26 protein-coding genes and 2 tRNA genes are annotated in these 26,903 nt (G+C 42.3%); 23 read left to right on the top strand and 5 right to left on the bottom strand.

Features of this window, described 5'->3' with window-relative positions; translation table 11 throughout:
• The first annotated feature begins 33 nt into the window (after positions 1 to 33).
• From pstB to C1T21_RS09785, 7 genes are all read left to right on the top strand, one after another.
• Positions 34 to 792, top strand: a complete 759-nt coding sequence (gene pstB / locus C1T21_RS09815; protein ID WP_013309606.1) for a phosphate ABC transporter ATP-binding protein PstB — start codon at positions 34 to 36, stop codon at positions 790 to 792.
• 39 nt (positions 793 to 831) lie between these two features.
• Positions 832 to 1,491: a phosphate signaling complex protein PhoU gene (gene phoU / locus C1T21_RS09810; protein ID WP_025721993.1), complete on the top strand. Its 660-nt coding sequence runs from the start codon at positions 832 to 834 to the stop codon at positions 1,489 to 1,491.
• A gap of 177 nt (positions 1,492 to 1,668) precedes the next feature.
• Entirely contained in the window at positions 1,669 to 4,323 is a 2,655-nt protein-coding gene (gene polA, locus C1T21_RS09805) for a DNA polymerase I (RefSeq protein WP_103048093.1), read from the top strand.
• A gap of 71 nt (positions 4,324 to 4,394) precedes the next feature.
• A complete protein-coding gene (mutM, locus tag C1T21_RS09800; protein WP_071640169.1) occupies positions 4,395 to 5,225 on the top strand; it encodes a DNA-formamidopyrimidine glycosylase in 831 nt (276 codons plus the stop codon).
• A gap of 111 nt (positions 5,226 to 5,336) precedes the next feature.
• A complete protein-coding gene (locus tag C1T21_RS09795) occupies positions 5,337 to 6,128 on the top strand; it encodes an MntP/YtaF family protein (RefSeq protein WP_069291607.1) in 792 nt (263 codons plus the stop codon).
• Between the two features lie 11 nt (positions 6,129 to 6,139).
• Positions 6,140 to 6,736 (top strand): dephospho-CoA kinase, encoded by a 597-nt coding sequence (gene coaE / locus C1T21_RS09790; protein WP_103048092.1) that lies wholly within the window; start codon positions 6,140 to 6,142, stop codon positions 6,734 to 6,736.
• Positions 6,733 to 7,296, top strand: coding sequence for a lytic transglycosylase domain-containing protein (locus C1T21_RS09785; protein WP_023987928.1), 564 nt, complete (start codon positions 6,733 to 6,735; stop codon positions 7,294 to 7,296). Before coaE ends, C1T21_RS09785 begins: the two co-directional genes overlap by 4 nt.
• Positions 7,297 to 7,414: 118 nt before the next feature.
• Here C1T21_RS09785 and C1T21_RS09780 read toward each other — a convergent pair whose 3' ends face one another.
• Positions 7,415 to 7,639, bottom strand: coding sequence for an alpha/beta-type small acid-soluble spore protein (locus C1T21_RS09780; RefSeq protein ID WP_013309613.1), 225 nt, complete (start codon positions 7,637 to 7,639; stop codon positions 7,415 to 7,417).
• Positions 7,640 to 7,743: 104 nt separating this feature from the next.
• Between C1T21_RS09780 and nrdR the strand changes: the two genes are divergently transcribed.
• The 12 genes from nrdR to C1T21_RS09720 all read left to right on the top strand — a co-directional run bounded on the left by nrdR (position 7,744) and on the right by C1T21_RS09720 (position 19,158).
• The gene (gene nrdR / locus C1T21_RS09775; RefSeq protein ID WP_013309614.1) at positions 7,744 to 8,211 is read left to right on the top strand and encodes a transcriptional regulator NrdR; all 468 of its coding nucleotides are present in this window, start codon (positions 7,744 to 7,746) and stop codon (positions 8,209 to 8,211) included.
• Positions 8,212 to 8,331: 120 nt separating this feature from the next.
• Positions 8,332 to 8,407: transfer RNA gene (locus C1T21_RS09770), tRNA-Ala, on the top strand.
• Between the two features lie 12 nt (positions 8,408 to 8,419).
• Positions 8,420 to 8,492 (top strand) — tRNA-Lys (locus C1T21_RS09765).
• Between the two features lie 200 nt (positions 8,493 to 8,692).
• Positions 8,693 to 8,860: an L-rhamnose mutarotase gene (locus C1T21_RS09760; RefSeq protein ID WP_374703721.1), complete on the top strand. Its 168-nt coding sequence runs from the start codon at positions 8,693 to 8,695 to the stop codon at positions 8,858 to 8,860.
• Between the two features lie 69 nt (positions 8,861 to 8,929).
• Entirely contained in the window at positions 8,930 to 10,687 is a 1,758-nt protein-coding gene (locus C1T21_RS09755) for a cache domain-containing sensor histidine kinase (protein ID WP_103048260.1), read from the top strand.
• Between the two features lie 4 nt (positions 10,688 to 10,691).
• A complete protein-coding gene (locus C1T21_RS28295; RefSeq protein ID WP_103048091.1) occupies positions 10,692 to 12,245 on the top strand; it encodes a response regulator transcription factor in 1,554 nt (517 codons plus the stop codon).
• Between the two features lie 74 nt (positions 12,246 to 12,319).
• Positions 12,320 to 13,609 carry an ABC transporter substrate-binding protein gene (locus C1T21_RS09745; protein ID WP_103048090.1) on the top strand — a complete coding sequence of 430 codons (1,290 nt, stop codon included), beginning with the start codon at positions 12,320 to 12,322 and terminating at the stop codon, positions 13,607 to 13,609.
• A gap of 256 nt (positions 13,610 to 13,865) precedes the next feature.
• Positions 13,866 to 14,966: a beta-galactosidase BglB gene (bglB, locus tag C1T21_RS09740; protein WP_103048089.1), complete on the top strand. Its 1,101-nt coding sequence runs from the start codon at positions 13,866 to 13,868 to the stop codon at positions 14,964 to 14,966.
• A gap of 27 nt (positions 14,967 to 14,993) precedes the next feature.
• A complete protein-coding gene (locus C1T21_RS09735; protein ID WP_103048088.1) occupies positions 14,994 to 16,535 on the top strand; it encodes an MFS transporter in 1,542 nt (513 codons plus the stop codon).
• Between the two features lie 96 nt (positions 16,536 to 16,631).
• Positions 16,632 to 17,483 (top strand): sugar phosphate isomerase/epimerase family protein, encoded by an 852-nt coding sequence (locus C1T21_RS09730; RefSeq protein ID WP_103048087.1) that lies wholly within the window; start codon positions 16,632 to 16,634, stop codon positions 17,481 to 17,483.
• Positions 17,484 to 17,809: 326 nt separating this feature from the next.
• A complete protein-coding gene (locus C1T21_RS09725) occupies positions 17,810 to 18,076 on the top strand; it encodes a CD3324 family protein (RefSeq protein ID WP_071640172.1) in 267 nt (88 codons plus the stop codon).
• A gap of 146 nt (positions 18,077 to 18,222) precedes the next feature.
• Positions 18,223 to 19,158 (top strand): GNAT family N-acetyltransferase, encoded by a 936-nt coding sequence (locus C1T21_RS09720; protein ID WP_103048086.1) that lies wholly within the window; start codon positions 18,223 to 18,225, stop codon positions 19,156 to 19,158.
• On the opposite strand, the gene C1T21_RS09715 is transcribed toward C1T21_RS09720, so the two are convergent.
• The 3 genes from C1T21_RS09715 to C1T21_RS09705 are packed head-to-tail and all read right to left on the bottom strand — an operon-like array spanning position 19,145 to position 21,476.
• Positions 19,145 to 20,149 (bottom strand): alpha/beta hydrolase family protein, encoded by a 1,005-nt coding sequence (locus tag C1T21_RS09715; protein ID WP_103048085.1) that lies wholly within the window; start codon positions 20,147 to 20,149, stop codon positions 19,145 to 19,147. The genes C1T21_RS09720 and C1T21_RS09715 overlap by 14 nt on opposite strands.
• Positions 20,146 to 20,703 (bottom strand): GNAT family N-acetyltransferase, encoded by a 558-nt coding sequence (locus C1T21_RS09710; RefSeq protein WP_103048084.1) that lies wholly within the window; start codon positions 20,701 to 20,703, stop codon positions 20,146 to 20,148. The genes C1T21_RS09715 and C1T21_RS09710 overlap by 4 nt, the downstream gene beginning before the upstream one ends.
• A gap of 17 nt (positions 20,704 to 20,720) precedes the next feature.
• Entirely contained in the window at positions 20,721 to 21,476 is a 756-nt protein-coding gene (locus C1T21_RS09705; RefSeq protein WP_103048083.1) for a helix-turn-helix domain-containing protein, read from the bottom strand.
• A gap of 229 nt (positions 21,477 to 21,705) precedes the next feature.
• On the opposite strand from C1T21_RS09705, the gene C1T21_RS09700 reads away from it, so the two are divergent.
• From C1T21_RS09700 to C1T21_RS09690, 4 genes are all read left to right on the top strand, one after another.
• Positions 21,706 to 22,584: a radical SAM/SPASM domain-containing protein gene (locus tag C1T21_RS09700; protein WP_025719701.1), complete on the top strand. Its 879-nt coding sequence runs from the start codon at positions 21,706 to 21,708 to the stop codon at positions 22,582 to 22,584.
• A 369-nt stretch (positions 22,585 to 22,953) separates the two neighbouring features.
• Positions 22,954 to 23,310 carry a hypothetical protein gene (locus C1T21_RS27870; protein ID WP_258012408.1) on the top strand — a complete coding sequence of 119 codons (357 nt, stop codon included), beginning with the start codon at positions 22,954 to 22,956 and terminating at the stop codon, positions 23,308 to 23,310.
• A gap of 53 nt (positions 23,311 to 23,363) precedes the next feature.
• Positions 23,364 to 24,155: a helix-turn-helix domain-containing protein gene (locus C1T21_RS27865; protein WP_258012407.1), complete on the top strand. Its 792-nt coding sequence runs from the start codon at positions 23,364 to 23,366 to the stop codon at positions 24,153 to 24,155.
• A gap of 530 nt (positions 24,156 to 24,685) precedes the next feature.
• Positions 24,686 to 26,380, top strand: coding sequence for a methyl-accepting chemotaxis protein (locus tag C1T21_RS09690; RefSeq protein WP_103048082.1), 1,695 nt, complete (start codon positions 24,686 to 24,688; stop codon positions 26,378 to 26,380).
• 171 nt (positions 26,381 to 26,551) lie between these two features.
• On the opposite strand, the gene C1T21_RS09685 is transcribed toward C1T21_RS09690, so the two are convergent.
• On the bottom strand, positions 26,552 to 26,827 hold the full coding sequence (locus C1T21_RS09685) for a DUF4183 domain-containing protein (RefSeq protein ID WP_258012406.1): 276 nt from the start codon (positions 26,825 to 26,827) through the stop codon (positions 26,552 to 26,554).
• Positions 26,828 to 26,903 lie beyond the last annotated feature (76 nt).

Here is a 26,903-nt window from a genome sequence, read left to right as displayed (position 1 = left end):
TCATAACTGCAACACGAAGGAGATCATAAATCCATGAATGATTCCGTAATCCGGATTGATAAGCTGAATTTATATTATGAGAAATTTCACGCGCTGAAACATATAAACCTCGATATTCCTGAAAAAACGGTAACTGCCTTCATCGGCCCGTCCGGCTGCGGCAAATCAACCCTGCTGCGTACGCTGAACCGGATGAATGACATGATACCGGGAACGCGTATTGAAGGCACTGTGAGTATCGCGGGTCAGGATATATACGGCGATACTATGGAAGTAGAAACTCTGCGTAAGCAGGTGGGAATGGTTTTTCAACAGCCTAACCCATTTCCCAAATCGATTTATGATAACGTGGCCTACGGCCCGCGTCTGCATGGAATTCGGCAAAAGGACAAGTTGGACGAATTGGTCGAGCAAAGCCTGCGGCAAGCGGCACTCTGGGAAGAGGTCAAGGACTTTCTGAAGCGTTCTGCTCTGAGCTTGTCCGGTGGACAACAGCAACGGTTGTGCATTGCCCGGGCGCTTGCTGTACAGCCAGATATTTTGCTTATGGACGAGGCGACATCTGCGCTGGATCCAATCTCCACGATGAAAATTGAAGAACTGGTTCAGGAATTGCGAGACACATATACCATCGTCATGGTGACGCATAACATGCATCAGGCAGCCCGTGTTTCCGGTCGAACTGCGTTCTTTTTGAATGGTGTTGTGGTGGAAGCGGCGGATACAGAGACGATGTTTTCCACGCCGCAAGATTCACGTACGGAAGATTATATTTCAGGGCGATTTGGCTAAAGCCTACCAGATGAATTTGCCAGAAGGGGTGACTTCGAAATGATACGTAGAAAAGGTTTTGATGAAGGGTTAGATGAACTGAGAGCCGTATTGCGCGAAATGGGTGCACACGTTTCGAAGGCGCTCGATCAGGCCATTGAATGTTTACAGACCAAAAATACAGAATTGGCTCAGCAGGTGGTCAAAAATGATGCATCCCTCAATACGCTGGAAGAGAATATTCTCGATATGGGTTCCAAGCTCATTATTACCCAGCAGCCGGTAGCGAAGGATTTGCGCCGGATCATTGTTGCATTTAAAATTTCCAGTGATCTGGAACGAATGGGCGATTTGGCGCTTGATATTGCCAAGGTGACACTTCGCTTGGAAGGGCAGCAGATCATTAAGCCGCTGGTGGATATTCCGCACATGGCTTCCATTGTTAAAGAAATGATAGATGATGCGATCAAATCCTATTTGGATGAAAATACAGATCTGGCCTATAAAATGGCCAAAGAGGATGATCGTGTGGATTCCATGTATAGCCACATGATCAGCGATCTGTACGCCTTTATGGTAGAAAAGCCGGCAGAGGCTTCACAAGCCATGCTGCAACTGCTTGTAGGACGATACATTGAACGAATTGGTGACCATGCTACGAATATCGGTGAAAGCACTGTATATCTCGTGACAGGGGAGAGACCAGATTTGAACCAGTAGGGCTTTCAGGTATATAGCGGTTGTTTCTGACCCAGACTTGTCTTTGAGCAAAAGGCAAATTTGGTTAGGAAGCAGCCGTTTTTTTCTGAAAAAGGAGTCTTGTATGTTAAGATAGGAAGAGGAATGCGTAAAACGTAAGAACGTTACGAATGCATTGATGAACTTGCGAGGTGCTAAATGGATAAACTCATGCTTATAGATGGTAACAGTATCATTTACCGGGCGTTTTTTGCTATGCCACCGTTAACGAATTCGAGTGGGCAGCAGACGAACGCGGTGTATGGATTTACGACGATGTTATTGCGGCTCTTGGAGGAGCACAAACCAACACATATTCTGGTTGCCTTCGATGCCGGTAAAATAACGTTTCGCCATAAAGGATACGAGGATTACAAAGGTGGACGGGAGAAAACACCGCCAGAGCTGTCCCAGCAATTTCCGTTGCTGAAAGAGCTATTGACTGCTTTCGGTATTGCTCAGTTTGAACTGGATGGCTATGAGGCGGACGATATTATAGGCACCCTCTCCAAGACAGCGGACGAAGCCGGATTCAATGTGCTGGTCGTGACCGGGGACAAGGATATGCTTCAATTGGCTTCAGACCATGTCACAGTCGGCTTGACCCGCAAAGGGGTTACTGAGGTGGAGACGTATGGACCTGAGCAAATTCAGGAACGATATGGCCTGAAGCCGCTGCAAATTATTGACCTTAAGGGTCTGATGGGCGATACGTCGGACAATATTCCTGGTATTCCCGGCGTGGGTGAAAAAACAGCGCTCAAGCTGCTGCATCAATACGGTTCAGTCGAAGAAGTGCTGGCGCACACGAATGAGCTGAAGGGCAAAATGAAAGAACGCGTAGAGACACATGCTGACGATGCGCGAATGAGCAAAGATTTGGCGACCATTTATCGGGATGTAACGTTGGACAAGCAGCTGGAAGATGTGGCCTTTGGCGGGCTGCAAGCAGAAACGGCCGGGCCAGCTCTGGCGAAGCTGGAGTTCAAGTCCTTGCTGGAGCGTTTATCCTTTTCAGGTGAGGTTGGCAGTACTGGGGTAGACGTAGAGGAAGCCGCGGCTGACGTAACAGTGCTGGATGAGCAGCGGATTAGCGAATTGGTAGAAGTGTTGGATCATGTGGATGTGCTGCATGTTGAGACGCATGGTGATAATCCGCATCATGCTGACATCGTAGGTCTGATATTTGCCGCAACGGGGCTGCAGTTTTTTATGACACTGGATGTATTACAAAGTGATGAAGCTACACCTATTCGCGAATGGCTTGCTGACCCTGGACGCAAAAAACGTGGTCATGATCTGCATCGTACGGATTTGGCTTTACACTGGCATGGAATTGAGTTTGCAGGTGCCGAGTTTGATGTGCAACTGGCAGGGTACTTGCTGGACCCAACCGATGCAAACCAGACATTGAGCGGATTGGCAGCCAAATATGGCTTGTCTTCGATCCGTCCAGACGAAGAAGTGTTCGGCAAAGGAGCTAAATACAAAGTTCCTGACGTGGATGTACTGTCCGATCATGTGGCGCGTAAGGCAGCGGTGATTGAAGCGTTGGTACCTGTGCAGCAGGCGGAGCTGGAAAAAACGGAAATGCACAAGCTGTTCCATGAGCTGGAGATGCCGTTGTCCCGCATTTTGGCGGATATGGAGAAGCAGGGCATTCTGGTCAACGTAGAAGAACTGCGCGCTTTGGGGAAAGAATTTGAAGCCCAGATTGCAACGTTGGTGGGTGAAATCTACAGCATTGCCGGAGTAGAGTTCAATCTGAATTCACCTAAACAGCTGGGTGAGATTTTGTTTGATAAACTAGGTTTGCCTGTCATTAAAAAGACGAAAACGGGTTACTCGACTGATGCGGAGGTTCTGGAAAAGCTGGCCCCCTATCATGATATTGTACAAAACATTTTGCAGTACCGTACCATTGCCAAACTCCAATCGACGTATGTCGAAGGATTGCTTAAAGAAATTTCGGAGAAAACGGGTAAGGTGCATACGTATTTCCGGCAGACGGTTGCAGCAACTGGACGCTTGAGTAGTCAATTTCCCAATTTGCAAAACATTCCGATTCGTCTCGAAGAGGGGCGCAAAATCCGCAAAGTATTTGTTCCGTCCGAACCGGGCTGGTCTATTTTGGCGGCAGACTACTCACAGATCGAGCTGCGGGTGCTGGCTGATATTTCGGATGATGAACGTTTGAAGGAAGCCTTTGTCCACGATATGGACATCCATACCAAGACCGCATCGGATGTGTTCGGTGTAGCAGCGGAAGATGTGGACTCCAATATGCGGCGTTCTGCGAAGGCAGTCAACTTTGGGATTGTCTACGGGATCAGTGATTATGGTCTGTCACAAAATTTGAATATTACGCGTAAGGAAGCGGCTCGCTTTATCGACCAGTATTTTGACGTGTTCCAAGGCGTTCGCCGTTACATGGATGATATTGTGAAGGATGCGAAGCGGGACGGCTATGTAAAAACGCTGTTGGAACGCAGACGCTATTTGCCGGAGATTAACGCCAGCAATTTCAACCTGCGTTCATTCGCTGAGCGTACAGCGATGAATACGCCGATTCAAGGTACCGCAGCCGATATTATCAAATTGGCGATGGTACAGATGGATAAGGCGCTACGTGAACGTAATCTTCGCAGTAGAATGCTGCTCCAAGTACATGATGAGCTTGTGTTCGAGGTTCCGCCTGAGGAAATGGAAACGATGAAAGAGCTTGTCCCGGCTACCATGGAAGCTGCATTAAAGCTGGCTGTGCCGCTCAAAGCCGAAGTAAGCTATGGCAGCAATTGGTATGAGGCCAAGTAAGATATTTCAATGAGTAGATAGTCCCAATTTGACGCTGCTTCCGTTATAATATAGGGTGAGGTGAAGACATCATGCCGGAATTACCGGAAGTAGAAACAATTAAACGAACGCTAAACGAGCTTATCGTTGATAAACATATAGATCATGTCACCGTGAATTTACCGCGGATCATTCAACGGCCCGATGATATCCATGCTTTTGCGATGGAATTGGCTGGTCACCGGATTACAGGGGTGGAGAGACGCGGAAAGTTTCTGCGGATTTTGCTGGACGGGCTGGTGTTGGTCTCCCATCTTCGAATGGAAGGGCGATATGGATTGTATTCACAACATGATCCTGTGGAAAAGCATACCCATGTCATCTTTCATTTTAAAGATGGCACGGAGCTGCGTTATCAGGATGTGCGCCAGTTTGGCACGATGCACTTATTTCCGGCAGGACAGGATTTGCTGGAAAAGCCGCTGAACAAGCTTGGTTTGGAACCGATGGACGAGGCCTTTACACCGGAAATGCTGCGTGCCGCTGTTGGAACTCGTTCGACTTCGATCAAGGCAGCGCTGTTAAATCAGTCATATGTGGTGGGCATCGGGAATATTTATGTAGATGAATCGTTGTTTAAGGCGGGGATTCATCCAGCACAGCCAGCCAAAAGCCTAACGGATAGCCAATTTCATGTCTTGCATGAAGCTATTGTCTCCACGCTGGGCGCGTCAATTCAGGTTGGGGGCTCGTCCATTAAATCGTTCGTCAATGGACAGGGCAAAACGGGCGACTTCCAGCATCAATTGCAAATCTATGGACGTAACGCGAAGCCTTGCATTAACTGTGGTACATTGATCGAAAAGTCTGTCGTAGCCGGACGTGGCACGCATCATTGTCCGGTCTGCCAACCTCTGCGCTAAACAGGCACAGTCACCCCAAGCCCATCCCTCTCATATATTGTTCCAAGTACCAATACTGCGGAGGGTTTCGGTTGTTATAAGGCCCTGCCTTCGCAATGGGAGGGAATTGGAGTGGCTAATCATTGGGGAGCCCTGCTGTTACTGGCATTTGCGCTAAGTTTGGACAGTTTCGGAGTCGGAGTTACATATGGTCTGCGCAAAATGAAAATTCCACTATTGTCGATTGCTATCATCTCCGTATGTTCAGGTTTGGTGATCGGCATATCCATGCAATTGGGCGCATTACTATCTCATGTTCTGTCTCCTGTATATACGACCGTTTTCGGCGCTGTCATCCTGATCTGTATCGGCTGTTACTCTTTGATTCAAGCTCTGCACCGCAAAGAGGATTCGCCAGAGGATTCAGCGGAAGCCTCTCGGCGGCTGCTTCTTACAGAACAGACTGATCCAGTGAGCAGATCTGTTCTTGGAGAGAAGAAGAGTATAGAGGATGCTGATACAGAGTCTTTCCTTAGCTCAAGAAAAGATCTGTCGGCAGAAGCTTCTGTGGAGCAGCAGGAGCGAACGCTATTTTCTCTGGAGTTCCGCAAATGGGGACTTGTTATTCGGATTCTTCGAAGTCCGTCTGCTGCGGATATGGACCGTTCCGGCAGTATATCTGCTACCGAAGCGGTTTGGCTGGGCATTGCATTATCGGTCGATGCGTTCGGAGCGGGATTAGGGGCAGCTATGCTTGGTTTTCAGCCACTGTCTACTGCGCTGGCTATTACGTTATTCAGTGGAACATTTTTGATTGCAGGGATGAAGGCAGGCTTCTTTCTATCAGCATTTCGATTTATGAAGGCGCTGGGTGTATTGCCGGCATTATTACTGATTATGATGGGCATATTGAAGCTGTTATGAGGTGAAAGAGCATGAATATCGGATTAACCGGAGGTATTGCTACCGGAAAAAGCACCGTGTCGGCTCTTTTGGTCGCCAAAGGTGCGCTGCTGATCGACGCAGATGCCATTGCCCGGGAAGTGATGCTTCCAGGGCATCCGGTGCTGGCGGCGGTCATACAGCATTTTGGACAAGCTATAGTGAACAATGACGGAACTCTGCACCGCAAGAAACTGGGTGAGATTGTATTCGGAGACCCTGCCCAGCGGCAGGCACTTAACGATATTACACATCCTGCTATTCGTGAGGAAATGCGTATCCGCATGGAAGCATATGAACGAGAACAGCCTGACAAGCTTGTTTTGGCAGATATCCCGTTAATGTACGAGTCCGGGCTGGAGAGCTTATACGAGGAAATTATGGTTGTGTACGTACCACGTGCTATTCAGCTCCAGCGTCTGATGCTCAGAGACGGTCTGACGGAGGAGCAAGCTGGACTTAGGCTGTCCGCACAAATGGATATTGAACAAAAGAAAAGCTTGGCCGATATCGTTATCGATAATAGCGGAACACAGACTGAGACGAAACGACAAATTGATCAATTTTGGCAGCGGAAGGGACTTGCATGAATATTTTGCGAAAGAAAAGAGTCCTGCTCACTTTGTTTGTCGGGTTTGTCCTGATTCTGTTCCTTAATTCAAATTGGATGTCCTGGTTCTATCCAATTCAATATAAGGATGAGATTCGGCAGTATTCACAAACGTATGAAGTGGACCCATTTTTGGTGGCGTCTATTATCCGTGTAGAAACCAATTTTAAAACCAGCAAGCAGTCGCATAAGGGTGCACTGGGTCTGATGCAGATTATGCCGAATACGGCAAATTGGATTATGGACAGCGCCCAGATTCAAAAGGTTCCGCTGGACAGTGTCAAGCACGAGCCTGGCACCAATATTGAGCTGGGAACCTGGTATTTGCATAACCTATCCATGAAGTTTCAGGATAATCCTGTAGCAATCGTAGCTGCTTACAATGCAGGGCCGGGTAAAGTTCAGGAGTGGCTGGACAAGGGAGTATGGGATGGAAAAGAAGAGTCCATCAAGCAAATCCCTTTTGGTGAGACACGACATTATGTTCAGCGGGTCATTTATTACTATAGGCAATATACGAAAATTTATAATGATTTTTAAATGACAAGTTAATGACATGATGAGCCTTTTCGCTTTAAAATAAAAAAAGCGCAGGACAGGCTGTTTTTAGCAGCCCATCCATACACTTTTTCTTGTTATTTCTGCATTATTACCGCGATTATTGGTATTGACCTGCCAATTGTTGTTCGGCGATCGTTACGAGGCGTTTTGTGATGTAGCCCCCGATCGAACCGTTCTCATAGGAAGTCATGTTACCTTGGTATCCATCTTGAGGAATGCTGATACCCAGCTCTTGAGCGATTTCATATTTCATTTGCTCCAGAGCGCCGGAGGATCTGCTGACTACCAGATTGTTGGAGTTGCCATTGTTTCCTTGTGCCATTGTTGTTCACCTCCTCGCGACGTGGTAAACATATTATGATCTGTTTCAACAAAATTATTACTAAAAATATTTCGGAATTTATTGGAAAAAGGAGTGATGAGATTATGAAATGTCCGTATTGTGCCTACAATGGCACGAAAGTGTTGGACTCGCGACCTGCGAATGATAACAAGTCCATCCGTCGCCGCCGTGAATGTGAGCAATGTGCCAGGCGTTTTACCACCTTTGAAATGGTCGAGGAGACCCCGCTCATGGTCATCAAAAAAGACGGCAGCCGTGAAGAGTTTAGTCGTGATAAAATGCTGCGCGGTCTCATTCGGGCCTGCGAGAAGCGCCCAGTATCCGTCGAGCAACTGGATATGATCGTATCCCAGGTAGAGAACGCTATCCGCAACACAGCAGCCACAGAAGTGGATAGCCAGCAGATCGGTGAGCTGGTCATGGAACAGCTTTACCCAGTGGATGAAGTCGCCTACGTACGTTTTGCGTCCGTCTATCGTCAGTTTAAAGACATCAATATGTTTATGAAGGAACTGAAAACACTGTTATCTAAAGATACAGCCAGCGACTGATCGCTGACTGTATCTTTTCTGGGCCATGGAGGGAGAAAATTATATTTTTTTTATAAAAGTATTGACACAGGGTTAGAAATTTTATATGATATAGAAGTCGCTTGAAACACTTACATATTTGGGGCCTTAGCTCAGCTGGGAGAGCGCATCGCTGGCAGCGATGAGGTCAGGGGTTCGATCCCCCTAGGCTCCACCATAATTTTATTGTGGACTCTTAGCTCAGTTGGTAGAGCAGTTGACTCTTAATCAATTGGTCCAGGGTTCGAGTCCCTGAGAGTCCATCCTTTAGAAAAACGGCAGAAATGCCGTTTTTTTGTCGTTGATTAGTATGGTTTATAGAATTTTATGGAAGGTTCAGACTCAAAATCTGTTAGCTACATGCATTTCTTGAATGAAGAGTAGTTCAATGAAAACAATATTTTAGTGAATTGCGTCATAGGGCATCTATCGTATTTTAGTGTAGTTTAGATAAATAAGAAAGATAAACAAATTCATCCTGAAAACTGCAAAAGACAAAATTGATTTTAAAGTCTGGAGCGCTACAGATATTTGCCAAAAATGGTGGGCTTATATGAAGCCTTTAATGGAGACCAATCCTGATGACAGTCCTGTGTCAAGAAATTTAAAGGAAGTATTTTATTTGGAATAATAAATATTAAAGAAAATGTCTAAATCCGAATTTGTATCATTCCCGAACTGAGGGAGCTGTTTCATGTTCATGAAGAAGATATGGTTTTACTTTGCGAATTTATATATAAATTCAAAGCTAAACGTAAAGCTTTTCTTAACGATTACATTGATTATGCTGACAACACTAGTATTTGTATTAGGAGGCCTTCAATATGCATTTTCCCTCTATGATGAGCAAATCTATGCAAAATCCTCACAAGTGCTGATGATGTCGTCCAACAATGTAGAAGATAAGCTTGAAAGAGTAGAAGAAGTTAGTTATAACATAGCCGTCGATCCGTATATTCAAAAAAATTTATTAGATCTTCAAGGAAATGTAAAAGGTTATGATTTCTATCGTCTTGAACAGAAAATTGGAGATGATTTGGAGAAATATGTGGATCCGGCAAATTACGTTCATTCCATTTATCTGTACGATTCAGCAGGTAGGGAGTTTGTGGCTGGGGATAGTAGCGATCCAATAAAGAATAAAGATAGGGAACTTGCTCTTAGTCAGGCGGATAAGGATGAGGGTAAAAACCATTGGATGGAGCTGGAAGGATATAATGGGGATTTAATTTCTGTTCGCCTTATCCAGTCTTATGAGAACTTAAACTTTGAAACCATTGGCAAACTGCTTATTCGTGTTGATTTAGACAAGATTGTAAGCGGTTTACCAAAACCTCATGGAGAAATAGCAGGAAATATTGTGATTACAAAAGAAGATGAGGTTTTTTATTCGGAAAAAGGAATAGATGCTTTTAAAGAATATCATTTCAATGCAAAAAATGACCAAGGATATAGTATTGAATACATTAATGGGGAAAGAACCTTTGTCAGCCATATTACAACCGATTTTAAAGACTGGACATATTGGAGCATCATTCCCTTTAACATGATGTTTTCCAAGATTACTGCTGCGAAATATACCTTGGTACTGGTTTTTATGTTAATGTTTGTTTTTCTTATTTCCCTTGGTTTTAAATTTTTAAGAAAGTTTACGAATCCCATTCAAGAATTAGCATCTACCATGCAGGAAGTCCAAAAGGGGAACTTTCACGCAGTAAATTTATTAAATCCTTCTATGATTAATGAAGGAGAGATAGGGATTCTTTATCGGAATTTTATAACAATGATCCAAAGAATTGATGAGTTGATCCAGGAGAACTTTTCTAAGCAGTTGCTGATAAAGGAAACTGAATTTAAAGCACTTCAGGCTCAGATAAACCCACACTTTTTATACAATACACTGGAATCTGTTAATTGGTTGGCTAAAACAAATAAACAGAAGCAAATTTCAAGCATGGTAGAAGCCCTTGGTCATCTTATGAGATACTCCATAAATTTTAACCGGGATATTATCACTTTCGAAGAAGAACTTGAGATTTTAAAAAGCTATTTAACAATCCAAAAATACCGGTTTGACGACCGGATTGATTTTCAGATGGACTTTCCCTCCCATGTTGCAAAATATAAGATTCCAAAGTTAATATTGCAGCCGCTTCTGGAGAATTCGTTCAAGCATGCAGTTGAGCCTTCCATCTATTTGTCAGTTATTAAATTGCATGTTTATCAGGAAGAGGACAAGCTATTTATTCGGATAGAAGATAACGGGCCGGGCATAGATCCTCTGATACTTCAAAAAGTAAAAGAAGGCAAAATAAATCCTATAGGTACTGGAATAGGATTGAATAATATCGATGATAGGATCAAGCTTTATGCTGGCGAACAGTATGGTTTAAGAATTGAAAATCTTTCGGGAAAAGGGACCGCAATTACGGTAGTTTTACCTGTTCAAACGGGGTGATAGAATGTCATATAAAGTGTTATTGGTAGATGACGAAAGAATTATTGTCGAAGGTATTTCCAGTGTGGTCGATTGGGCAGCACTGGATACGGAGCTTGTAGCAACGGCGAGAAATGGGATTGATGCGTACGAGAAAATTGTTGAACTAAAACCTGATATTGTTATCAGTGATATTAAAATGCCTGGTATGGACGGACTTAGTCTTATCTCAAAGGCGCATGAAAAATATCCTTCTATAAAATTCATCCTATTGTCCGGATACAGTGAGTTTGAATACGCGAGAACCGCCATGCACTATGATGTTAAAAATTATTTGTTAAAGCCATGTAATGAGGATAAAATTACAGCTGCACTTAACGATACCGTTAATGAACTAAATGAAAAAAAGGTTCATGAAACCTTTATTAATGAAACGTGGGAAAAATATCAAAACGCTCAACCTTATATCAAAGCACATTTGCTAACCGAATTCTTAACGAGTAAAAACTACTTAGATAATGATTTATCATTCTATGAGCAGCTTTTTGATTTTGAAATAAATAATCAGCAGTTAAGAATCGTTCTTTTTATGATGGAAGGTTATTTTTCTTATGAACATTTGTTTGCCATCAAAAATATTGGAGCTGAGATCCTCGACTCTGTCTTGGTAACTACCAATATTGGTGAATATGCACTGTTCCTTATCAAGGATGATCATGACTCGGAAAAATTACATCAACAAATTAAACAAATAAGAAAGACCATTTATCAATATTTCAAAAGAGATACCACTGTTGCCATAAGTGAAGGGAACTATTTCCGAAACGCTAGGAACTTGTACCTTGAGGCAATGGAGTGTTTGGAGCATCGTTTTTATTTGGGGGAAGGAAGCATTATAACGAGAAAAGATATTTTACCGGCAAATACAACCGTCCCCAATGATTTTATTATCGATGAGCAGCAACTTGTTCTAAAAATCAAATCCGGGCATATCCAGGATGTATGTAAAGAAATAACCAGCTATTTTGAAAAAATGACGGATTTACGGCTAGGGATTGATTCGACAAAATCCTTTTATATACAGCTCTATATTGCAATTGTGCAGACGGTAGATACAGATCGCATGCAAGGTTACCTCATGGGAACATCTGCACTGTTAGAGATGGAAACTGTCCAGCAGATGAAAGACTATATCGAAGCAATAGCCAGCAAAATGACCAATGAGTACTATAATCGTCTCAAGTCAAAACAGTCTTCCGTAATTAGTAGAGTAATAGAAATTTTAATCGAGAATCTAGGTAATCCTGATTTATCACTAAAAATGGTAGCCAATGATATTCTATATATGAATCCAGATTATCTGGGAAAACTGTTCAAACAGGAAACGGGCCAGAGATTCTCAACCTATCTTACTAAATTAAGAATTGAAAAGGCAGTGGAGTACATTTCAAAAATGGACGATGTGAAGGTGGGCACGTTGGCCAAAATAATCGGTTTTGGTGACAACCCCCAATACTTTAGTCAGGTTTTCAAAAAATATACTGGTTATACACCTTCTGAATACCGAAAAGGTACATGAATCCACCGCTTGTTTTGCCAGCTAAGAGCTAACAACGAATAATATAGGCTCACTCGCAAAAGGGAGGCTAAAGCTTGAAAAAGTTTGGCTTGTTATTATTTGCTTTTATAATGTTCCTTTCAGTCGCTGCTTGCAATTTAAACAATATAGGAAATAATGAAGAAGAAAGTGAAAAAGTAACCCTGCGCGTGGCATGGTGGGGTGACCAATCCAGACATGAATATACGTTGAAAGTTATTCAAATGTATGAGAAAGAAAATCCAAATGTAAAAATTGTAGAGGAATATACCAACTGGGAGGATTATTGGAAGAGGCTTGCTCCAATGGCTGCCGCTAGCCAATTACCAGATGTGATTCAAATGGATAGAGCCTACCTGTTTCAATATGGTGAAAAAGGTCGACTGGATGATTTAACTCCGTATATAAAAAATGGGACGATTGATATTCGATCCATTGATGAAAACGTCATTTCCGGTGGAAGGATTACAGATAAATTATATGGCTTCACACTTGGATCGAACGTTCTTTCTGTTATTACAAATGATAATCTGTTAAAAGAAGCTGGTATTAAAATTGAAGATGAAAATTGGTCTTGGGATGACTTCGAAAAAGTAGCAATCGAGGTCAAAAATGCTACAGACGTATACGGTACAAATGGAATGTACCCTGCCGATGTATTTTTCCCTTACTATTTAAGAACACAAGGTTCGCGTCTTTATAATGAAAAGGGTACAGGCCTTGGTTATACGGACGATCAATTATTCATTGATTACTTTAAAAGGCAGCTTAGGTTAGTTGATGCAAAGGCCTTCCCTACTCCAGAAGTTCAAGCACATGTAGCAGGAATTCATGATGAATTTATCGTAACAGGAAATGCAGCAATGAGTTGGAACTGGTCCAATCAATATTCAGGATTTGCCGAATCGGCTAAAGCCCCCTTATCAATCAAACTGCCTCCTGAGTACGGGAACGAAACTGCTTTATTTTTAAGACCGAGTATGTTCTTTTCAATCCCTAAGAGTTCAAAACAAAAAGAACAAGCGGCTAAGTTCATTAATTTCTTTGTAAATAATATGGAAGCCAATAAGTTGATCAAAGGTGATCGAGGTGTCCCCGTATCTTCAAAGGTGATCAAAGGAATCAAGCCAGAATTATCCGAAGTTGAAACCAAAATTTTTGATTATGTTGAAAAAGTGTCTCAAAATGCACACACCACGGATCCGATTGATCCACTGGGCCATTCGGAAATAATGAAAGCGCTTGATAATATATCCGAACAGATTTTATTTAAGAAAATTACTTCGGAAGATGGAGCGAGGTCCTTTAGAAAACAAGCTGAAAGGATTTTAGGAAAAAATAAGTAATCATAACACCTTCAAGAGAATTCGTCCGTATCGTCAGATATGGAAATAACCTTGGAGGTGTTTTTACGTTGCAACCAGAGTGAGTTTCCCCGTGGGCATAACAATGAAAGCAATCAGTCTATTGAAACAAGTATGTTTTTTAAACGTAATCCACTGTTTTTTTTATAGTTTCAAGAAAGCACTTTCAATACAATAACAGTATAAGTGTAAGCGATGACAAATGAAGATAAAGAGATCATTATTTGGAGGGATTGTTGTGTTGCAGGTAAAAGCTTTCGAAAAGAAAGAGGTCATTGATCGTATTCATTTATTAATGAATAATCTCACACAAATCAAAGACCAAAGCGGTGAATTTTTACTCAATTTTGACGGGTTAATTGTGGATGATAAAAGCTGGAATATTTGGAACTGGCCTCAGGGGGTAGGGTTATATGGAATCTATAAATATTGGAAATTAACTGATGACCCAAGAGCTTTGGATATTATCAATGAATGGTTCAATGCAAGGATCCAAGAAGGTGCACCGCCGAAAAACGTCAATACGATGGCGCCGCTATTAACATTGGCATTTTTATATGAAGATACCGGAAACCAGACATACCTGCCCTATTTGGAAGATTGGGCTGAATGGGTAATGCATGATATGCCTCGTACAAAAGAAGATGGGTTACAACATATGACCTATGGACCGGAGAATAAAAATCAGCTTTGGGACGATACCTTAATGATGACTGTGTTGCCTTTGGCGAAAATCGGTAAGCTGCTAAACAAACCTGAATACCTGCAAGAAGCCAAAAAGCAGTTTCTAATCCATATCAAATATTTAACGGACAAAAAGACAGGCTTATGGTTCCACGGCTGGACATTCGAAGAAAACCATAATTATGCCGAAGCGCTTTGGGCAAGAGGAAATTGCTGGATTACCATTGCGATTCCCGAGATTATTGAGATATTGGAATTGGAAAAGGGGGATTTTCTTCGTGAATTCCTAATTGATACATTGAACAAGCAAATTGAAGCTCTTGCCAACTATCAGGATGCAAGCGGATTATGGCATACACTAATTAATGATCAGACCTCTTATTTGGAAGCCTCAGCTTCAGCTGGATTTGCATATGGAATTTTAAAATCCATTCATAAGCGGTATATCGACCAGGACTATAAAGAAGTCGCCCACAAGGCTATTTGCGGAATTATTAATGAAATTAATAAAGAAGGAGCATTGCAAAGGGTATCTGTAGGAACAGGTATGGGAGATACTTTAGAATTTTACAAGGAAATCAGACAGACTACCATGCCTTATGGACAATCGCTGGCTGTGCTTTGCCTATCCGAATATCTTCATACTTATATCTAATACAACCCCAAAATGGAGGAGAGTAAAGTGGTTAGACAACCCAAATTTATTAATTATTTGTCCTATGGGTTAGGTGATTTCTTAGGGGCAGGCGCGTTTGCATTGACAGCAGCATGGTTGCTTTTCTTCTTAACAACTTTTTGTGGCCTAACTGCTATTCAAGCAGGTTCTATTTTCGCTATTGCTCGGATTGTTGATGCGATTGCAGCGCCAACTATGGGATATATTACAGATAATTTTCATAAAACAAAACTTGGCCGTCGCTTTGGAAGACGAAAATTTTTTATATTAGCCGCCATTCCACTTGTACTTGTCTATGCAGCCATTTGGGTTTCCGGTTTTTCTTACTGGTATTACTTATTAACCTATATTTTGTTTGAAATTGTATACTCCATGATTTTAATTCCTTATGATACACTTGCCGCTGAAATGAGTAACGATTATAAAGTGCGTTCGAAGTTTACAGGTGCAAGAATGTTTGTTGCCCAGGCTTCAGCTGTATTCGCTGCATTTATTCCTGGCCGTCTTGTGGAAGCATTGGGTAAGGATGATCCTCTTACATTCCTGTACTCAGGTATTATTTTCACTGTCATATTTGTAGTGGTATTGTCACTGCTTTACAGAAACACATGGGAACGTCCTCTTGAAGAAATACCTGAAGAGGACGTGATTGGTAATAGAACTTTCTTACAAAATGTTCATAAGATCTATGCGGATTTATTCTCGACTTTACGAGTAAAAACATTTCGTCACCATCTGGGTATGTATTTGGGTGGATATTTAAGTCAGGATGTATTCAACGCCGTATTTACTTATTTTGTTGTTTTTGCTCTCCTGCAAAATGCCGTTGCCGCATCCAACTTATTAACCTTTATGTATGTCATGCAGCTTTTTGGCGTATGGATTGCTCTTACCTTAACGATTAAATTGAATCCTGCCCCGGCGTTTAGAACTGCAATTTCTCTCTTTATCGCAGGAGTTATTGGATTTATTGTATTAAAGGTCACTGGAACGCTAAATAACACTGTTTTACTGTTTGCTATGATTGGAATTTGCGGGTTGGGACGCGGTGGTTTGAACTACATCCCATGGAACAACTACGCATTTATTCCAGACGTAGATGAAGCTTTAACTGGTCAAAGACGTGAAGGTGTGTTCGCCGGTGTAATGAGTTTGATCAGAAAAGGGACTCAGGCGCTAGCAGTTTTTTTAGTAGGTGTTGCATTGCAAGAAGCAGGCTTTGTATCCGGGCAAGCATCACAACCGGATTCAGCTGTAACAGCTATTATTTCTATCTTGCTGTTTGGTACGCTCTTCTTTTTGGTGGGAGGTTTGATTATCTCCTATCGTTACAAATTAACTAAAGAAAATCATGTCGTTTTGTTGGATGAAATTAAACGTTTGAAAAATGGCGGTTCTAAAAAAGAGGTTACACCGGAAGCCCGACAAGTTTTTGAACAATTAACAGGTTGGGAATATGAAAAAACATGGGGAAATAACCCTGTGGGGTATGAAAATCTTAGAAAATATAAAGATAATCATGAAACCAAACATGAAGTAATGGTATAAGTGTGAAGCTGGTTTAATTGAAATGATCAAGTCAATAAAGCAGGTCATTGGATTTCATATGATACGGCTTTTTGAAATCTAAAATGGAGGACGGCTATGAATGCAAATTTAGGAATTCGGGTACACGATATTGAAAACGTTTCTTTACAAGAAGCAGTGAATATCATATCAAGTAAAAGTCTAACATCCGTTCAGTTAGCCGTAAGTAAATCACTACATGAAGTGAATACAAAATTAGGAAGTTTTAGTCCTGGCATTGCTCACTATATAAGTAGTATTTTTCGGGAAAAAGATGTGCAAATAGCGGTTTTAGGTTGCTACATCAATATGATCCACCCTGACCCAAGTCAAAGAAGAAAAGAATTGGATCGATTCAAGGAGCATATCCGGTTTGCACGTGATTTTGGCTGCAGCATTGTTGGAACCGAGACGGGAAATGTAAACCCGGAGATTGTCTATACCGAAGAGAATTTTACTGAGAAGCCTTTTTTGGATGTAGTGGAAAATGTCAGAGAACTTGTAGCGGAAGCAGAAAAGTTCGGTGTAATCGTAGGAATTGAGGGGGGAATTAATCATCCTATTCATACACCGGAGCGAATGAGAAGATTGCTGGATAGTGTTCCGTCTAATAATCTTCAAGTTATCTTTGACCCGGCTAACTTTATTTCCCTAAATAATTATCAAAACCAGGAATCTGTTTTCCAAGAAGCATTTGATCTTTTTGGAGACAGAATCGTGATTATACATGCAAAGGATTTCATTATTGAGGATAATGCGACAAAGTTTGTGCCTGTTGGAAAAGGGATATTAAACTATAATTTTCTACTGAAATTATTAAAAGATAAGAAACCTTATATAAATATTCTATTAGAAGAAACAAAGGAACAGGATATCGACAAGAGCGTTGCTTATATAAATGGGTTATATGCTTCTTTCCATGTTGACTGAACGTCTCTGCAAGTAGCACTAGCAACCCATTGTTCGCGAGTGTAACTTTGATCGTTGTTTCATCGCAGTTCGCATTTTACAATAACATGAGTTGAGTTCCTAATCATTGAACTGGACTAAGTGAAAACCAATATGATGTCAAAAAGGAGGGGGAACGATGTATCGTATCATTGATTTCGTACTCAATCTGCTCCATGCAAAGCCTGCGGAATAAACAAGGCGAAGCTTGGTATGGAGCGAATATATTTCGCCTGTAAGGATTAGTTATTGGCAGACGCAGGCTTTGCCCTTAAAATGTAAAATTTATTTTAAGGAGCGAGCCCTACATGAATTATTTGAAGGCAACTGATCTACTTCCTGATGATTTGCTTAAGGAAGTTCAGCGGTATATACAAGGAGAACTCATTTATATCCCAAGTCGTCCAAGTGAGCGTCGGAGATGGGGAGAAAGCTCAGGCGCAGCCCTTTATTATCTCATTCGGAACGAAGAGATACGTGCAAGATTCAGCGAGAGGGTGCCCATTGACGAACTCTCAGAACAATACGGACTGTCTGTAGACCGCATTAAGAAAATCGTTTATTCAAAAAAATAAAAAATGTGCCCGCAGAGATGATCTGTGGGTTTTTGTTGTCCTCTTATAAGTATAACGTTACAAACATTTGATAAAAGAACTTGGCATATATCTGAACTTCCAGAATCTTTACAATAAGGTCATTGCAGAAGAGCAGGAGGTAAATAATGAAGTATACTCAGAAAAAATTCGAAACGCATGACTTTTTAAGGATTAGAGATTTTTTGAAACACTCCCTCAAAAGTAGCCCCAACCTCAAAAATTGGTTTATAGACCGATGGAATTTTTGTGGATATTGGGGACAAATCATGCACAATACATTTGAAATGTGGCCTGAGACTGTTGGGATTTGGGAGGATGAGCATAAAGAAATTGTTGCTGTTGTTCACCCGGAAGGAGATGGTAACATAGGTGAAGCCTATTTCCAGCTTGCAGATCGAGATTTTTCAAATGAATTTCTAAATGAATTAATAGATTATGCTGAAATGAAATTAGCTTTACACAATGAGGGAGTAACCACTTTAGATTTAATCGTAAACGAGGAGGGAGAACAACTTAAGGAGCTTTTGAAAAAAAGAAGTTATATCTTGCAGGATGGGAAAGAAACGACGTCCTATATGAATGTACCCCATGATGTAAAGGTAGAATTACCAAAAGGGTTTAGAATTTCGGATGCGAATGAAGTGGGGGATTTTGAAAAAGGGTTTGCTCATGGAAGAGCATTTGGGTATTACAAGGGCGATTATCCAGATCATAATGTCGCGGAACGATGTTATATATCATTGAGAAATGCCCCTGATTATATACCGGAATTGGATGTAGTCATCCTGGATCAAAACAATGAAGTTGCTTCTTTCACTACTCTCTGGTACGACGAGCTAAATAAAATAGGAATACTGGAGCCGGTAGGTACGATACCTAAGTATAGAAAAATGGGGCTTGGAAAAGCCGTTATTTATGAAGCCATAAAAAGAGTCAAGGACAAAGGTGCAGAAAGAATTTTTGTGGGTTCCGGTCAGCCCTTTTATCTTTCGATGGGGTTTTCATTAGCATATTCAAAAGAAGTATGGCAAAAAAGAACATCATTGTTTAACGCTGACTGACATAATCGGCAAGGATTTTCAGGTACTCGTCATTCACCAATTTTCTTGGGGCGAATACGGCTGTTAAAAAAGTTAGAGATTTTGAACGCGCGATTTTTTCATCCATCATGGAATGGTCGGCTTCAGGTAAATGAATCACGGACAGCAGCTCAGAAGGTATTTTTTGGCGATATACTCGCTCGGTATCCTTTACATCAACATTAATATCTTTACCAGCCAGAACCAAGAGTATAGGAGAATGGAAGTGACTTAATTCTTCGGTGGAATCAGACAGAAAATTTTTTCCTATAAAGCTCCATCTTTCTTTGGGAATCATATCGTCAGGATCGGCTATGCTTAGATATTCTTCATAAGAAGCATGTTTTTTCAGTAACTGTAGAATTTCTTGATCGTAGTTCAATGTCTTTTGAATTTCTTGCGGAGTAGCTCCTTCTTGTTCCATTTCTTTTCTGGTATTAAATTGTCCTTGGGAAATCCAGTTCACGGCAGGCGATACAAGGATGCTGAAAGCAATATTGTGCTCCTCTTTAACGATCTTCGGAATGACCCATCCTGCTTGACTGGCTCCCCATAGGCCGATTTTTTGCTTATCAACTACAGGTAAGCTTCTTGCCCAGTCTATTGCATATCGGATCTCCTGTGCGCGGTCCTCCATGCTTTGGTCGAGCCAATTGCCAGGAGCGCTGTTAATACCGGGCTTATTCAGTGACAGGGAGGCATAACCCTTGGAAGCGAACTTTTCCCACAGTGGTTTGTATCCATCATCATATGTGTCATTAATAGGACCATCCCCATGGACAAAAACAACCAATCCAACCTTTCCCGAGTAGTTCTTAGGCAAAGCTAATGTACCTGTTAACAGCCCTTTAGGTGTCTTAATTTGTATTTTTTCCTCTGTCATCTTGTAGGAATTTTGATATAGAACAATTAGTATCAAGGCAACAGTCAGAGCTGCCGCAATACCAAAAGTAAGCTTGAATGTTTTTTTCAACGATGTTCTCTCCTCGAATGCAGGTTCTCTTTCCAACTCATCAGATGCCATACAGGCTCCTTGAACCAAAAATGCCGTAACCCATTATATTTGGATTGTTCTACTTCAAACGCTAGTTTGTGATACAAACGGATAGCCCCTTGGTTCTTATACGCTACATGAAGCGTCAATGCATGAAAACCAGATTCAACTGTAAATTGCTGTGCGAAAGCTAGAAGACGGCGTCCTATTCCCTGGTTACGATGACTTGAACGAATTGCCAAATGATCAATGTAACACTCATTTGCAGCGGGGGTATACTCCAGCGCATGCATACCTGTCAAAAATTTAAATACATTGAAGCAACCAAACTGTTTTAGGAGCGGAGCTAAAGAAATGGGGTTTGTTTCAGGAAGTGAAGAGGAGGGGGCCTTCCATTTCCATTTGAGGGAAAGAACACCGACAACATCTTCGTTCTCTTGAAATTTTGCTTTAAACGATTCAACTAAAAGACTGCAAACAGCTTCATGGTCTTGTTTCTGGTATGCAACAATGTCAAAGGATTTTGCACTCATGTAACGCCCTCCAAGATTTATTCTACTTTAACTTGAATTTCATATTGCAGCTTGTTGTTGTCGAACATCGAAAGATAAGATTTTTCTACTAGAACAATCTTGCTTTGGCAGTTATATCGATGATGAGCTACATATCGTTCCATTTGTTTGATTTCATAATCAATCTCAGGTTCTTCAATGACGGAAAGATGCTTATAAAGATAGTTGCCTTCTTCCAGAATATAGTCAGCCACATCCGCCGTTTCATAACATAGCTTCACCTGTCCGGCATCAGACAAGTAATGCAGGTCATTTTCAAATAATCGAGGTGGGGCAGGGCGATATTTAAATAGGTTTCCGGCAGTGAGCTCTTGACCATTCTCCAATGCAAACCATAGCTTTAAATGACGGGGACCTAACCGTTTGACCTGATACTCATCGCCCTGTTGGGTCCGATTATTATGTTCTTCTAACATTTTGTGAATAAACTGTTCATGCATCTTCAAGTTAGCTATTTCAGCTTGTACCTTCTGCAACGATTGCTCTAAAAGCTGGTTATAATCATCGGCAGCATAGGAAGTCATACATTCTTGAATCTGACCGACAGGGACATTTAATTTACGTAGTAATAAAATATGCGAAAGCTGATAAATCTCATGAAGCCCGTACATCCGATATTGATTTTCTTCAGTATGTGATGGATATAGGATTCCCTTTTCTTCAAAATATCGCAGTTGATGTACAGATACATTCATGAGCTGAGCAAGCTGGCTGATCGTAATGTGTTCTTTCAATGACAGGACTCCTTACTGGTAGTTGAATAACTCCACTATAAACCTTAGGTCAGACCTAGGGTCAATAGAAAATAACAAATCAAATTTTGGATAGGCGTTGGTGTCGAGCATTTGATGCCCACACCAAGGGGGAGACTGGAGAGTTTACCTGTCGGTGATAACCCGTTATAATCATAAGATTAGTGAGCATAAACAAGATGCTCTGGATGAAGGTTAGAATGGGGAAATCATGTTGAAAACTTTTAAAAAGGTATACATTGAGATAACGAGCATTTGCAATCTCGCATGCAGTTTTTGTCCTCAAACACAGCGTGTCAAAAAATTTATTGATCCGGAAGTCTTTCGAAATGTGCTTGATCAGGTCAAACCACATACGGATTACATCTATTTGCATGTAAAAGGAGAACCGTTGCTCCATCCGAAAATTGATCTTTTGCTGGAAAGTGCTCATGAGAAAGGCTTGAAGGTCAATATAACCACCAATGGTACCTTGCTGCCGAAGACCGGACATAAGCTGCTTGGGCAACCAGCGCTGCGTCAGATGAACTTCTCTCTCCACAGTTTTGACGGGCATGAAGGCTCCGTGGATCGAGAAGGATATTTGGGTAATATTTTCACGTTTGTAAGAGAAGCGGTGAAACACAATGTCATTATTTCGTTCCGTCTCTGGAACTTGACTGAAGATAATTTGACTAATGTGCAGCGTCAGCGCAACCGGGAAACACTTGAACGACTGGAGCAAGAGTTTGGACTGGACTATCGGATTGAGGAAAAGGTGATACCAGGCAGTGGGGTCAAAATCGCACCAAACGTTTATTTGAATCAAGACCATGAATTTGAATGGCCGAGCCTCAGCGCCCCGGAAGATGACGGAAAAGGCTTTTGCCATGCACTCCGTAGCCAGGCGGCGGTATTGGTGGATGGAACAGTGGTCCCTTGCTGTCTTGATGGAGAAGGTGTCATTAATTTAGGTAACGTGCACGAACAATCTTTTTCCGACATTGTGGAAGGGGAGCGTGCAAACCGTCTGTACTTCGGATTCTCCAAGAGAGAAGCGGTAGAAGAGTTATGCCGAAAATGCGGGTACCGCAAACGATTTGGAACATAATCATACAGGTAATCTCCATTCAACAGTAGAATGAATCGCAAGAAAGATAGCCCTTTTACAGGGCTTTTTTACATATATTTTGATATATACATACATAATCAATGGTTTTGAACTGTTCAGAGGAAGTTAGATACAATCGATTGCTTGTGAGAATGATTATCAATTATAATGAATTTAATTCTGATAGGGCGGAATATTAAGCGAAGGAACGGTTTGGATGGAGGCTGAGCGGAAGTAATGAAGTTGAACGATCACATTTTGCTGTGGAATCATGTTTTTATACAGGTGATGGATGTTCGTCATAAGAAGATCGAAAAAGGGGAGGAGCTATGAAACTATCGACTTCCTGTTAGTGGGTTCTTGTATGCTGTGCGTGGAAGCGCACGGGTACGGTTGGATAACAGTATTCACAGGGTAGAGCGTTTCCATGTACTGCACGGCGGAAAAGGAATGTCCCTGAGTATCCTGGCGGAAGAGGGGCTTGAATATTTCATCATTTTGTACAAGGCAACGTTGGTCCTGCCTGGTCGCAAAGAGATTGCACAATTGCTGGAAAAGGAAAATCCTTTTCAGAATCAGTATGCTTTCGCACCTCATTACCCGCTGCCCTTGTACGATAAAGTGAAGCTGTTGGAGCAAGAATGGCGTGAAGCTTCTGGACTTGGCAAACTGCATGTTAAAGCCTTATTTCATCAATTTGTATATGAGTTGTTGCAGCAGTTGTAGGGCAGGGCGTCGAACCTCTTAAGCCCGACCTTGTATCGCAGGCTGTAGCCTATATGCGTGAGCATTTTAGTCGGCCTATGACACCTGAGTCCATTGCGGAGGAGCTGGAATGCAGTACTGGACATTTATCATGGTTGTTCAAAAGTAAAATGCATACCAGTCCGATTCATTACTTGGGCCAAGTAAGAGCAGATCGAGCGGCAGAACTGCTAATGCAGACGGACGCCACTTTGCAGGAGATCGCAGAGCGTGTGGGATATCCAGGTGCCCATTCGTTAAGTCGCAGCTTCAAGAAATATAAGGGACTATCTCCCGTACGATTCAAAAAGGAGCGGGAGCATCCTGCCCAGAAGCAAGATCAGGATATGCCCCAAACGATGCTTAAATATGCCCTTCAGCGGACATCTTTCACACATTATACTGATATTGATTATCAATATCGGTATCATGCGGAAGGGGATTTATTCATGCACGGAAGAGTCAAAATAACGGCCATGATGATTATGCTGTGTTTATCATTGATGCTGGGAGCTTGCTCGGCTCCGACGAATACAAATGGAATCTTGCAAACGAAGGCTAATCATACAGCGACATCATCCAACAGCGATGGACAAGCGGCAGTGCAAGCACAGACAAGAACGGTTAAGACATTAAAAGGCGATGTGGAAGTACCTGCAAACCCGAAACGAGTAGCATCGGATCAGTATATGGGGCATCTTTTGAAGCTGGGGATTATTCCGGTGGGGGTCAGAAGCTATATGCTGAATGAGGCTTGGATTGATCGATCGGGATATCCCAAAGAGAAATTGGCCGGAATCAATCTTTGTATACGGCTCAGAAGATGAAGGGGCTAATCAGACTCTGCATAGTGAGCTATGGAAAGGCCTTCCAGCTGTAAAAAAAGGACAGGTTTATATGTACGGTTCATTTAGCGATAAAGGGGATGAGTTTGTGATGGAAGATCCTTATTCATTGGAGCTTCAATTGGATACCATAGTTAATCTCTTATTAGCCCACAAAAAATAAAGCTGAATACAGCTATAAAAATCGAAAGTACGTTACCGATGAAACACATGATATATAGAAAAATAAACTGCTAAAAACGAGGGTAAACCTCTGTGTTTAGCAGTTTTTTTGTCGTAATTCAACAGAGGCACTCTCACCTCAGTCGCTTATTGTAGTCTTCACCGCGCCATTAATGACGGCCGTTCGCTGCAAGGCCCCCGTTTACAAAAAACAGTGACTATTCTCACAAAAAACGACATATTCCGACACTGGAATGCCATATTATAGTAAGTGTTGATAGGCTATAATCGTAGCAGTGAAAACGGATGGTCACAAAAATTTATTAGAGTCAGGATTGGTGGTTCAAATAATGAAGCTGGCAACAAAATTAACCTGGATGATGCTCATCATACTGCTTCTCGTAGGCTCCTCCATTGGATACTTCGGATATCGTACCGCTTATCATCAAGTGGATGAAGCTGCTGGGATCGAGTTGGTGGGTTGCGCCAATATTACGACTGGCCTTATAGATCCTGCGGATATATCGGCTCTGGTCAGTGGAGATAACAGCAAACTTGCTGCCATTGAAGACCGGATCGGCTGGATTGTAGCACATAAGCCTATTTTTAAAGAGGCTTTCATTATCTCCTTGGATGGAAAAATTCTGGCCGCCGATGCCAACTTCAAGCAAAGAGGCTATCAAGCTGGCGATTCCTTCTACTTCACAGACGAAGACAAAAAAATGATAACTACCATGAAGCATTCAGCATATTCCAAGGTTTATACATATGAAGGAACCTCGCTCAAAACCGGATATGGCCCCATTTATCAGGACCATGATCCCACCAAGCCCATTGTTGCACTGATGGCCATCAATTTTGACGGTTCGTTAATTCAGGAACGGACGTTGGATATTATTGTTCAGCCCTTTATTATTGGCGGCTCCATTTTCATCGTGGCTATCCTTGTTGTTTACCTGTTGATTCGCCATATGGTAAGTCCGCTTACCAAGCTGTCAGCCTCTGTGAATACCATTACCAAAGGCGACCTTACTCATGAACCGCTTCTTTTCAAAAGCAAGGATGAAATCGGGACGCTGGCCCGCGACTTCAACGATATGACAATGAACCTGCGCAACCTGATTACTCAGGTCAATGACACCTCTATGCTGGTCGCTTCTTCCTCTCAAGAGCTGTCTGCCAGCGCACAGGCAACGAACCGTGCTGGAGAGCATAGCGTGAATGTTACGATTGAGTTGGCCGATGGGGCGCATACCCAATTGGAGAATCTGGAAGGAAGCTATAAAGCTGTTCAGGATATGTCACGCTTCATCAGCGATATTGCCGGCAATGCGGACATCGCAATGAACAAGGCCGCGGATAATGTCCAGAAAGCACGTCTTGGCCGGGAATCGATGGATTCCACCACCTCCCAAATGGGAGTTGTCAGCGAAAGCATTGGCGATCTCTCAAGCATTATTCATACGCTTGGCAGCCACTCCAAGGAGATTGAGAACATTGTCGGCACCATCGCCAGCATCGCCGAGGAGACCAACTTGCTGTCTTTGAATGCAGCGATAGAAGCTGCGCGCGCCGGAGAAGAAGGTCAGGGCTTCGCCGTTGTCGCTGGCTCTGTCCGCAAGTTGGCCGAACGTTCTGCCAATTCTGCCACACAAATCAGCGAGCTGATCAGTCTGATTATCGCCCAAATGGACAAGGCAGGAGAAACTATGAAGCGTTCCACGGACGAAATGATGCAGGGCAAAGAGTTGATCATATCGGCCGGACGCTCCTTCTCCGAGATCGAAGTCTCCATCTCCGATATGTCCTCCCAAAGCGAGCAAATATCAGCCACAGTTCGGGATCTGGCGCTGATCTCTGAAGGGCTCGTTGAAGCCATTCAGAATACCGTAATGGTCTCTAACCATACGGCTGAAGGGGCGAAATCCCTGTCCGCCTCTTCGGAGCAACAGCTTGCTGCCATGCAAGAAGTGGAATCCTCCGCAGCGCTTCTCTCATCACTTGCCGAGAAGCTTCAGGTGCTTGTGGAGAACTTCAAGATTTAAATATTTATTTTTAGTTATGTAACGGAAGAATTGTCTAGATCTATAGAGGAGAAGGGCATATAAATTACATTATCGATGAATTACGGGGTTCAAAGAGAAATAAACCGCTAAAGACGAGGGTAAACCCTGTGTTTGGCGGTTTTTTTATAGTGATTTTACGAAGGCATTCTCTCAGTCGCTTATGGTAGTCGTTACTGTAACATTGTTGACAGAGGTTGAGGAGGCACTAGAGTTGAAATTAATAACCTCAACGACTACTGTTGCACCAACAACCAGGCCTGTATTTATAATTAGGTTTGTAGCAGAAAGCGTTGTTAAGCCGCCTCGCTGCAACGTCCCATTTACAAATACATTGTAGTATCCGCTACTGGTCGGAACAACAAGACTATTTGCCGCGACTGAAGTACCACTATCATTCGTGAAATTTTGTGCTGGGATAGTGGTCACTCCACCTAATATATTACCAAGCACGACAATAGCTGTGTAACGATTAACCACTGGAGTGACATTGATACTTGTAGTG

Origin of the sequence: Paenibacillus sp. F4, assembly GCF_002894905.1 — a bacterium.
GTDB lineage: Bacteria > Bacillota > Bacilli > Paenibacillales > Paenibacillaceae > Paenibacillus > Paenibacillus polymyxa_B.
The sequence above is the reverse complement of the archived record's forward strand: the minus strand, read 5'-3'. Positions and strand labels throughout refer to the sequence as shown.